Here is an 8,931-nt window from a genome sequence, read left to right as displayed (position 1 = left end):
GGCGCGTCCGGGCGCAGCGGGCGCCCGTCCCCGGCCACCCAGATCGAGCCGAGGACCTCCGGGCCGCTGCGCACGGCGATGACCAGGCGTTCGGGCCCCTCGGCGTCGGCCGCGCGGTGGATCACCTCGCGGGACGTCCACAGCGTCCGGAGCATGCCGCTGCGCCGCAGCTCGGCGACCCGCCACTCCGGCACCCGGCCGCCCAGGATGGTGGACCGGCGCAGCGCGTCGGCGTCCGGCCCGGTCGCCGAGTGGGCCAGCACCCGCAGCCGCGTGTCCTCGATGGTGATCGAACCGCCGGTGTACTCGGCGACGGCCGCCGCGAGCGCGCTCAGGCTCTCCGGGCCACCGGCCGCCGTCCACCCCGCGCCTGCGTTCGCGTCCACATCGTCCCGCCCGGCCCGTACGCAGGCCAGCGCCGAACGCAGCAGCGCCGCCGTGTCCGTCCAGTCGGCCCACTCCGCCCGGACGAGCAGGGCGACCCCGGCCTCCTCGGCGGCGGAGACCACCTGCGGGGCGGCGGCCACCCCTTCCACCGCGCGCAGCACCACACCGGCCGCGCCCCGCCGCGCCGCCTCCCGGACGGGTCCTGCGGCCTCCGGGGCAGAGGCGGGCGGCCCGGTCACCAGGACCAGGCAGCCGTCCAGCGGCCGGGCCGGGCCCTCGTCGCCCACCGCCACGCCCCGCACCCCGACCTCACGTCCGGCGGGCGCGAGCAGCAGCCGCAGGCTTCCGCCGTCGTCGAAGGCGAGGACCTCGCGCAGGGCGACGGAGGGCTCCGGCGGGAGGGACGCACGGCTCGTCATGGCAGCCGAGCATACGAGCGCGCCCGGGCGCGGGCACGCGACGGCGGCGGCTCCCGTGCCACCCGGGAACCGCCGCCGCCGGTGTCCGCGGCTACGGGTTGACGCAGCCGATCGAGCCGACCGGGAAGTCGTTACCGGTCGATGTCGCCGTGAATCCGAAGGTGACGCTGCCGTCCGCCGGGATCGTGCGGTTGTAGTCGGCGTTCCTGACCGTCAGCGTGCCGTCCGATCCGCTGCTCAGCACCCCGCTCCACACGCTGCTGACCTTGGTGCCCGCACCGGGCTTCCACTGCACGGCCCAGCCGTCCAGCGCCGCCGAGCCGTGGTTCATGACCTCGACGGAGCCCTGGAAGCCGCCGTTCCAGGAGTTGGTCACGTTGTAGACCGCCATGCACCCGGTGTGCGGCTCGGTGGGGTCGGTCGGGTCGGGCGTCGGGTCCGTCGGGTCCGGCGTGGGGTCGGTCGGGTCCGGGGTGGGCGTGCTGCCCGAGCCGCGGATGCCGGTCACCTCGCCCTTGCCGCCGTCGAAGACGATGTCGGAGCAGGAGAAGAAGTTCTCCTGGCTGTCCGAGCGCACCCACTGGATGAACATCACCGCGTCACCCGAGCGGCCGGAGGGCAGGGTCAGATTCCAGTAGTAGTGGCCGCCGTCGGTGCCCGGCGAGCCCACCTGCGGCGGGTTGGTCACCGTCTGCACCAACTCCAGGTCGTCCCAGCCCAGTTCGGTGGTGGGGGAGTAGCCGGGCTTGGAGATGTACACCCGGAACGAACCGGGGTGGGCCGCCCAGTTGCTGTGGTCGACCTCGATCGTGGCGCCCGAGGTCAGGTGGGTGCGCGGCCAGTCGCCGCGCGGGGCGTTGTAGCCGGTGAAGTCGTACGGGGAGCGGTCACCGGCGCTGCACAGGGTGCCGTCCGGGACGTAACCCTGGCCCCGGCCGCCCGCGTTGGAGTCGAGCACCGCGAACCAGTTGTACAGGGAGCTGGCCCCGCTCTCCGCGAGCGCGGCCTTGCACGCCGGGTTGGTCGGGTCGAGGGAGCCCGTGCTCGTCTTGGCGTCCAGCCAGCACAGGTAGGTGCGCGACCCCGGCGTCATGGTCACCCCGTGGGCCTGCGCGCTGCCCTGGCCGAGCAGCGTGAAGGCGATGCCGCCGAGCAGTGTGGCCAACGCCGCTACCAGCGAGGCGAGTTGGGTCCTGCGTCTTGCCATGGTGTCTCCTTCTGCGTGGTGCGGGGGCGGTCGTCGTGCGGACGTCCGTCAGGAGGGCGCGTGTACCGCGTCGCGCGGGAGAATCGGCGGGTGGGCCGGCGAGGGGTGCGAGTGGGAGCGCTCCCATGCGTTCATTGGTAGGGGACTGTAGCCAGTCGCCGTGTCCCTGACAACCCTTGCGGAACGATCGGATGCACGCGGGCGCGGCGTGGTGAGGCGCGATGCGGGCGTGGCGCGATACGGGCACGGCGTGGCGCGACGCGGGCGCCCGGCCGGACACGTCCCCCGGGGCGCTGCCCCGTAGCGCCCCGCGCCCGCGCCCCGTCTCAACCCGAGGCGCGCACCATCAGCCGGGTCCGCAGGATGACGTGGTGCCAGGCCACCTTCGGGCGGCTCATCTCCTCCAGGAGCAGGCGCACCATCGCCCGGCCGATCTCCTCCATCGGCTGGCGGACCGTGGTCAGCGGGGGGTCGGTCTGTCCGGCCAGTTCGAAGTCGTCGAACCCCACCACCGCCACGTCGTCCGGCACCCTGCGCCCCGCCGCGTGCAGCGCGGCCAGCGCGCCGGCGGCCATGCTGTCCGACGCGGCGAACACCGCGTCGACCTCCGGGTGCCGCTCCAGCAGGGCGGCCATCGCGTGCCGTCCGCTCGCCTCGGTGAAGTCGCCCTGGGCGACCAGGGACGGGTCCTGTGCGAAGTCCGCCTCGCGCAGGGCCTCCCGGTAGCCCCGCAACCGGCACTGCGCGACGTACATCTCGGGCGGTCCGGTGATCGCGGCGACCGTCCGCCGCCCGCCGCGCACCAGATGGCCGACCGCGTCCCGCGCCCCGCCAACGTTGTCGGCGTCCACGTAGGTGACGCGCTCGTCGTTCGACCGCCGGCCCAGCAGGACGGTGGGCACCCCGGCGTCGGCGAGCATGTCCGGAAGCCGGTCCTCGGCCGGTACGGACATCAGCAGCACCCCGTCCACCCGGCCGCCGCGTACGTACTCCAGCAGCCGCCGGCGCTCGCTGTCCCGGCGCACGAGGGTGAGCAGCAACTGCACGCCGCGTTCGTCCAGGGCGTCCCCGACGGCGCGGGCGATCTCGGAGAAGAACGGTTCGCCGAACAGCCGCCAGTCCGTCTTGGTCATCACCAGCGCCACGGCCCCGGCGCGCTGTCCGGCCAGGGAGCGGGCGGCCAGATTGGGTACGTAACCCAGTTCGTCGATGGCGCGCTGCACGGCGCGGCGGGTGGACTCGCGGACCCCCGAGGCGTTGTTGATGACACGGGAGACCGTGCCCCGGCCCACCCCGGCCAGCGCCGCCACCTCTTCCAGTGTCGGTGTGCCTGAACTCCTGTTCAGCATGGACCACCCCCAAGAGCCACCGATCCTACGGCCCGGAGGGTGGACGATCGTACGTCTGGCGCAATTACGGCGCCCAGCCGGTGTTCTGACGCACCCTCATCCCTGGGAGCGCTCCCAAGTTTATTTGTGCATGACAGTGTCGAATCCCTATGCGCGGGCTCCCGCGCCGTGTACGGTCTCGGGCCGATGGGTTCTGGGAGCGCTCCCATTCGGATGTTCCTCAGTTGGTCCCCTTCGAACGAGGAGAAATGCTGTGAAACGCTTCATGGCTCTGCTGGCGACCGGCGCGACGGTCCTCGGCGTCACGGTCCTGGCCAGTCCACCGGCGTCGGCGGCCACCGGATGCAAGGTGGAGTACACGGTCGCCAGTCAGTGGCAGGGCGGCTTCCAGGGCGGCGTGAAGGTCACCAACCTCGGTGACTCGGTGAGCGGTTGGCAGCTCAAGTTCACCCTGCCGGACTCCGGCCAGAAGGTGGTCCAGGGCTGGAACGCCAGCTGGTCCCAGTCCGGCTCCACGGTCACCGCCGCCCCCGTCGACTGGAATCGCACCCTGGCCACCGGCGGCTCGACCGACCTCGGCTTCGTGGGCTCCTTCACGGGCTCCAACCCGCAGCCCACCAACTTCACCCTGAACGGTGTCGCGTGCACGGGCTCCGTCGGCGGCGGGGGAGACGACGACGATCCGCCCACCACGGGCAACGGCACCCCGGTCGAGGTCAACGGCCAGCTCCGCGTGTGCGGGGTGAACCTGTGCAACCAGTACAACCGGCCCATCCAGCTGCGCGGCATGAGCACCCACGGCCTCCAGTGGTTCAGCCAGTGCTACAACAACGCGTCCCTGGACGCGCTGGCCAACGACTGGAAGGCCGACCTGCTGCGCACCGCGATGTACGTGCAGGAGGACGGCTACGAGACCGACCCGGCCGGCTTCACCAACCGGGTCAACAGCCTCGTCGACATGGCCGAGGCGCGCGGCATGTACGCCCTGATCGACTTCCACACCCTCACGCCGGGCGACCCCAACTACAACCTGTCCCGCGCCAAGACCTTCTTCGCGTCCGTCGCCGCCCGCAACGCCGCGAAGAAGAACGTCATCTACGAGATCGCCAACGAGCCCAACGGGGTGAGCTGGGCGGGCATCAAGAGCTACGCCGAGCAGGTCATCCCGGTGATCCGGGCCGCCGACCCGGACGCGATCGTCATCGTCGGCACCCGTGGCTGGTCCTCGCTGGGCGTCTCGGACGGCTCCAACGAGAGCGAGATCATCAACAACCCCGTGAACGCGACCAACATCATGTACGCGTTCCACTTCTACGCGGCGAGCCACAAGGACAACTACCGCTCCACGGTGAGCCGGGCGGCATCGAGCCTCCCGCTGTTCGTCTCGGAGTTCGGCACGGTGAGCGCCACCGGTGGCGGCGCCCTGGACCGGTCGAGCACCACCGCCTGGCTGGACCTGCTCGACCAGCTGAAGATCAGCTACGCGAACTGGACCTACTCCGACGCCAACGAGAGCAGTGCCGCGTTCAAGCCCGGCACCTGTGACGGCGGCGACTACAGCAGCAGCGGCGTCCTGACCGAGTCGGGCGCCCTGCTCAAGGCCCGGATCAGCACCCCCGACAACTTCCCCGTCGGCTGATCCGCGTCCCCCAGGGGCCCGCGGTGGTCACGGTTCGCCGTGGCCACCGCGGGCCCTGTGTATATTCGGCCCGGCAAGCTAGAGGTCCTAGGAAACAGATGTATCGGCAAGGGGTGGACATGGCGCGCGCGGGGCTCACGACCGACCGGGTCGTGACGGCTGCGGCCGATCTGGCGGACTCGATCGGCTTCGGCGAGGTCACCATCTCCGCGCTGGCCCGGGGCTTCGGCGTCAAGGACGCCAGCCTCTACTCGCACGTCAAGAACCTCGCCGACCTCCGCACCCGCGTCGCCCTGCGGGCCGCCGAGGAGTTCATCGACCGCATCGAGGCGGCGGTGGCCGGCCGGGCCGGCCAGGACGCCCTCACCGCCTTCGCCGACGCCTACCGCACCTTCGCCCTGGACCACCCCGGCCGCTACGCCGCCACCCAGTACCGCGTCGCCCCTGAGATCGTCGCCGCGTCACCCGCGTACCACCGCACCCTGCGCACCACCTCCGCGATGCTCCGCGCCTACGGCCTCACCGACCCGGCCCTCACCGACGCGGTCCGCCTCCTGCGCAGCACCTTCCACGGCTTCGCCATCCTGGAGGCGGAGGGCGGCTTCGAGGCCCCGCGCCCGGTGCAGACGTCCTGGGAGCGGGCGGTGGAGGGGCTGCACTTCCTGCTCACCCACTGGGCCGAGGCGACACTGGGCGAGTGAGTGACGGGACTCGAACCCGCGATCGGCCCGGGTGACCCCGGCAGCGCGGACCTCCTTTTCCGGAGCTGGGTGGCGTAACCCTGCAGGCCGACGGCGAGCGTGCGGGTGGCGTCGTCGGTCATGACGGAGGCGAACAGGACCTCGCCCCACGCCGTCATGAACGCGTACACGGCGACGGCCACGATGCCGGGCACGGGCGGCCGGGACCACCACCCGGCCGGGGGCGCGCCGTGCACACGGCGGGGTCGCCCCGCACCGGACGGGGGCGCGGCCGGTCCTACGCCGAGTCGCGCACCACCAGGGACGGTTCGAAGACCACCGACGTCGCCGCACCCCCGGGCTTCGCGAGCCGCTCGATCAGCAGCCGGGCCATCTCCGCCGCCATCGCCTCCACCGGCTGGCGCACCGTGGTCAGCGGCGGACGGCAGGACGAGGCCGCGCTGCTGTCGTCGAAGCCGATCACCGCGACGTCCTCCGGCACCCGCCTGCCGTGTTCCCGCAGCACATGGCAGGCGCCCGTCGCCATCAGGTCGTTGGCCGCGAACACCCCGTCCAGGTCCGGGTGTTCGGCCAGCAGTCGCTCCATCGCGCTCTCGCCGCTCTCCTGCGTGAACCGGCCCTCGGCGATCGCGACGTACGGGTGCCCGTGCCGCTCCATCGTGTCCCGGAAGCCGGCCAGCCGTTCCTGCACCGCGGGCACGTCGAGCGGGCCGGTGATCGTCGCGACGCGGTGGCGGCCCCGCGCCAGCAGGTGCTCGGCGGCCAGCCGCGCGCCGTCCCGGTGGGCGAGGTCCACATAGCTGATCCGGGCCGCGCGGGCGGGGCGCGCGTACAGGACGGCCGGCAGCCCCGCGTCCGTCAGCATGTCCGGCAGCGGGTCCTCCGCGTGCGTCGAGACCACGAGCGCGCCGTCCGCGCTGCCCTGGCGCAGGAACGCCACCACGTCCTCGCGGGCCCGCGAGGTCTCGGCGAACATCAGGACCGGGTGCATCCCGCGCGGGCGCAGGTAGTCCACGACCCCGGTCACCACCCGGCCGAAGAACGGGTCGGCGAAGACCTGCGCGGTGAAGGACGGGCCCTCCCCGTCCTCCGCCCCGTCCGCCGGTGCATCCCCGGCCGTCTCCGCCTCCGGGCCGCAGCCCGCTCCGGAGACGACCAGGGCGATGGCGTCCGTCCGCCTGGTCACCAGCGACCGCGCCGCGCGGTTGGGCGCGTAGCCGGTGGCGGCGACCGCCCGGCGCACGGTCTCCTGGATCACCGGGTCGACGTTCCGTACGCCGTTGACGACGCGGGAGACGGTGGCGCGGGACACCCCGGCCGCCCTCGCCACGTCCTCCAGGGTGGGTGCTCCGGCCGGTCGCAGATCATCCGTCATGAGCGCATTTATAGCATCAGTGGAGAGCGCTCTCCGCTGATGGCCGAACGCGCGCCGAACCGTTATCGCATCCTTTCCCGGCCGAGACGCTGGCCCGCTACCGCGCGCCGCCCGCGCCGGTGGGAAGCACTTTCGGCAGGGTGGCCGAAACGTACCGTGGTCTTGTCATCACCCGCTGTTTGCACATAAGTTGACCGCTTGCGACATGTCCTACAGCCAGTGGGGGAGCCACGTCATGGCCGCGACCGGACGGCACCGCAGATACCAGCCGAGCCGCATCAACCGGGCTTCGCTCACCGTCACGGCGGGAGGCGCGGGGCTCGCCCTGCCGTTGCTCGCGGCCTCGTCCGCGGGCGCCGCCTCGGCGGACGTGTGGGAGAAGGTCGCCGCGTGCGAGTCCACCGGCAACTGGCACATCAACAGCGGCAACGGCTACTTCGGTGGCCTCCAGTTCACCCGCTCGACCTGGGCCGCGTACGGCGGCACCGACTACGCTCCGCGCGCCGACCTGGCCACCAGGGAGCAGCAGATCGCCGTCGCCGAGAAGGTCCTGGAGAGCCAGGGCCCCGGCGCCTGGCCGGTCTGCTCCGACCGGGCGGGCCTCACCAAGGGCGGCGACGCGCCCGACCTCAGCACGCAGAGCGAGCGCACGACCCGGGTCACGTCCGGGAAGCCGTCCACCGCCCCGGCCTCCCGTACGCCGCGCGCCAAGCGCACCGCCCCCGCGGCCACGCCCACGCACGTTCCGGGCAAGCGCGAGTCGTACACCGTGACGCCCGGCGACTCGCTCTCCGGCATCGCCGCCGATCAGCACCTCAAGGGCGGCTGGCAGCGGCTGTACGAGGCGAACCGCGCGGTCGTCGGTGACGACCCGGACCTGATATTCCCCGGCCAGCGGCTGACCCTCAGCGGCAAGGCGCGGGCGGCCGCCCCGCCCGCCCCGAGGACGGCCGCCAAGGCCGAACCGAAGCCCACCCGCGAAGCGGCGGCGGCCGAGCAGCGGCACAAGCCGAGGAGCGAACCGCGGCCCGCGAAGACGCACCCGCAGAAGACCGGAACCCGCCCGGCCGACTCCCGCGCGACGGAGACACGGAAGGCACCCCCGCGGAAGACCGAGTCCCACCCGAAGACGAAGTCGCACCCGAAGACCGAGTCCCACGCGAAGACCGAGACGCCGAAGAAGACCCAGCCGCACCGGACCGAGACCCACAAGACGCCGGCGCACAAGCCGCAGCCCCGCAAGACCGAGCACACGCGCAAGCACAGCTCGCTCACCGCCCCCGTCGCGGCCGCCACCGGTACGCCGTACCACCAGGCGGGTTCCTGGTCCAGCGGCTACCACACCGGTGTCGACTTCCCCGTGCCCACCGGCACGTCCGTGAAGGCGATGGCCTCCGGCAAGGTCGTCTCCGCGGGCTGGGCGGGACCGTACGGCTACCAGATCGTCATTCGGCACAGCGACGGCAAGTACAGCCAGTACGCGCACCTGTCCTCGCTGCTCGTCCGCGGGGGCCAGCAGGTCAGCGGCGGCCAGCGGATCGCCCGCTCCGGCGCCACCGGCAACGTCACGGGCCCGCATCTGCACTTCGAGGTCCGCACCGGCCCCGACTACGGCTCCGACATCGACCCGCTGGCCTACCTCAGGGCGGGCGGCGTCAAGGTCTGAACGCCTCCGCCGTCACCGGCGTCACCGGTGGCGGCGGTGGCGGCGGACGCGCCGGAGGGCGGCGGGCGGCCGAACTCCACCCGGCGGCCCAGCCGTTCCAGCGGCATCCACAGGGGCAGGGCCGGGCGCGGCGCCTGCGGACCCACGGGCCCGGAGACGGCCACCGCGACCGGAAGCGGCAGCGCCGG

Annotated in this window: 6 protein-coding genes and 3 pseudogenes; 3 read left to right on the top strand and 6 right to left on the bottom strand. The window is 72.8% G+C overall.

Features of this window, described 5'->3' with window-relative positions; genetic code table 11:
• From MHW47_RS27730 to MHW47_RS27720, 3 genes and pseudogenes are all read right to left on the bottom strand, one after another.
• Positions 1–806, bottom strand: a pseudogene (locus MHW47_RS27730) (PucR family transcriptional regulator); the annotation flags it as partial.
• A 91-nt stretch (positions 807–897) separates the two neighbouring features.
• The gene (locus MHW47_RS27725) at positions 898–2,013 is read right to left on the bottom strand and encodes a lytic polysaccharide monooxygenase (protein WP_239226502.1); all 1,116 of its coding nucleotides are present in this window, start codon (positions 2,011–2,013) and stop codon (positions 898–900) included.
• Between the two features lie 326 nt (positions 2,014–2,339).
• On the bottom strand, positions 2,340–3,362 hold the full coding sequence (locus MHW47_RS27720; protein WP_239226501.1) for a LacI family DNA-binding transcriptional regulator: 1,023 nt from the start codon (positions 3,360–3,362) through the stop codon (positions 2,340–2,342).
• 253 nt (positions 3,363–3,615) lie between these two features.
• Here MHW47_RS27720 and MHW47_RS27715 point away from each other — a divergent pair, with 253 nt between their 5' ends.
• Both MHW47_RS27715 and MHW47_RS27710 read left to right on the top strand, forming a co-directional pair.
• The gene (locus MHW47_RS27715) at positions 3,616–5,001 is read left to right on the top strand and encodes a cellulase family glycosylhydrolase (protein ID WP_239226500.1); all 1,386 of its coding nucleotides are present in this window, start codon (positions 3,616–3,618) and stop codon (positions 4,999–5,001) included.
• A gap of 119 nt (positions 5,002–5,120) precedes the next feature.
• Positions 5,121–5,702 (top strand): TetR/AcrR family transcriptional regulator, encoded by a 582-nt coding sequence (locus MHW47_RS27710; protein WP_239226499.1) that lies wholly within the window; start codon positions 5,121–5,123, stop codon positions 5,700–5,702.
• A 65-nt stretch (positions 5,703–5,767) separates the two neighbouring features.
• On the opposite strand, the pseudogene MHW47_RS36160 reads toward MHW47_RS27710, so the two are convergent.
• Positions 5,768–5,918 (bottom strand): annotated as a pseudogene (locus MHW47_RS36160) (carbohydrate ABC transporter permease); the annotation flags it as partial.
• A 61-nt stretch (positions 5,919–5,979) separates the two neighbouring features.
• A complete protein-coding gene (locus MHW47_RS27705) occupies positions 5,980–7,077 on the bottom strand; it encodes a LacI family DNA-binding transcriptional regulator (protein ID WP_239226498.1) in 1,098 nt (365 codons plus the stop codon).
• Between the two features lie 235 nt (positions 7,078–7,312).
• Here MHW47_RS27705 and MHW47_RS27700 point away from each other — a divergent pair, with 235 nt between their 5' ends.
• On the top strand, positions 7,313–8,743 hold the full coding sequence (locus MHW47_RS27700; RefSeq protein WP_239226503.1) for a transglycosylase family protein: 1,431 nt from the start codon (positions 7,313–7,315) through the stop codon (positions 8,741–8,743).
• On the opposite strand, the pseudogene MHW47_RS27695 reads toward MHW47_RS27700, so the two are convergent.
• Positions 8,713–8,931: pseudogene (locus MHW47_RS27695) on the bottom strand (hypothetical protein); the annotation flags it as partial. The gene MHW47_RS27700 and the pseudogene MHW47_RS27695 sit on opposite strands and share 31 nt — an antisense overlap.

This window comes from Streptomyces sp. OfavH-34-F (genome assembly GCF_022347745.1).
Taxonomy (GTDB): Bacteria; Actinomycetota; Actinomycetes; order Streptomycetales; family Streptomycetaceae; genus Streptomyces.
Note: the sequence above shows the minus strand (reverse complement) of the source record. Positions and strands in the feature narration are given on the sequence as shown.

Excerpts from the sequence above, each read along its gene's own strand:
- MHW47_RS27705 (WP_239226498.1), bottom strand. The coding sequence starts at position 7,077 with ATGACGGATGATCTGCGACCGGCCGGAGCACCCACCCTGGAGGACGTG.
- MHW47_RS27720 (WP_239226501.1), bottom strand. The coding sequence starts at position 3,362 with ATGCTGAACAGGAGTTCAGGCACACCGACACTGGAAGAGGTGGCGGCG.
- MHW47_RS27700 (WP_239226503.1), top strand. The coding sequence starts at position 7,313 with ATGGCCGCGACCGGACGGCACCGCAGATACCAGCCGAGCCGCATCAAC.
- MHW47_RS27725 (WP_239226502.1), bottom strand. The coding sequence starts at position 2,013 with ATGGCAAGACGCAGGACCCAACTCGCCTCGCTGGTAGCGGCGTTGGCC.
- MHW47_RS27710 (WP_239226499.1), top strand. The coding sequence starts at position 5,121 with ATGGCGCGCGCGGGGCTCACGACCGACCGGGTCGTGACGGCTGCGGCC.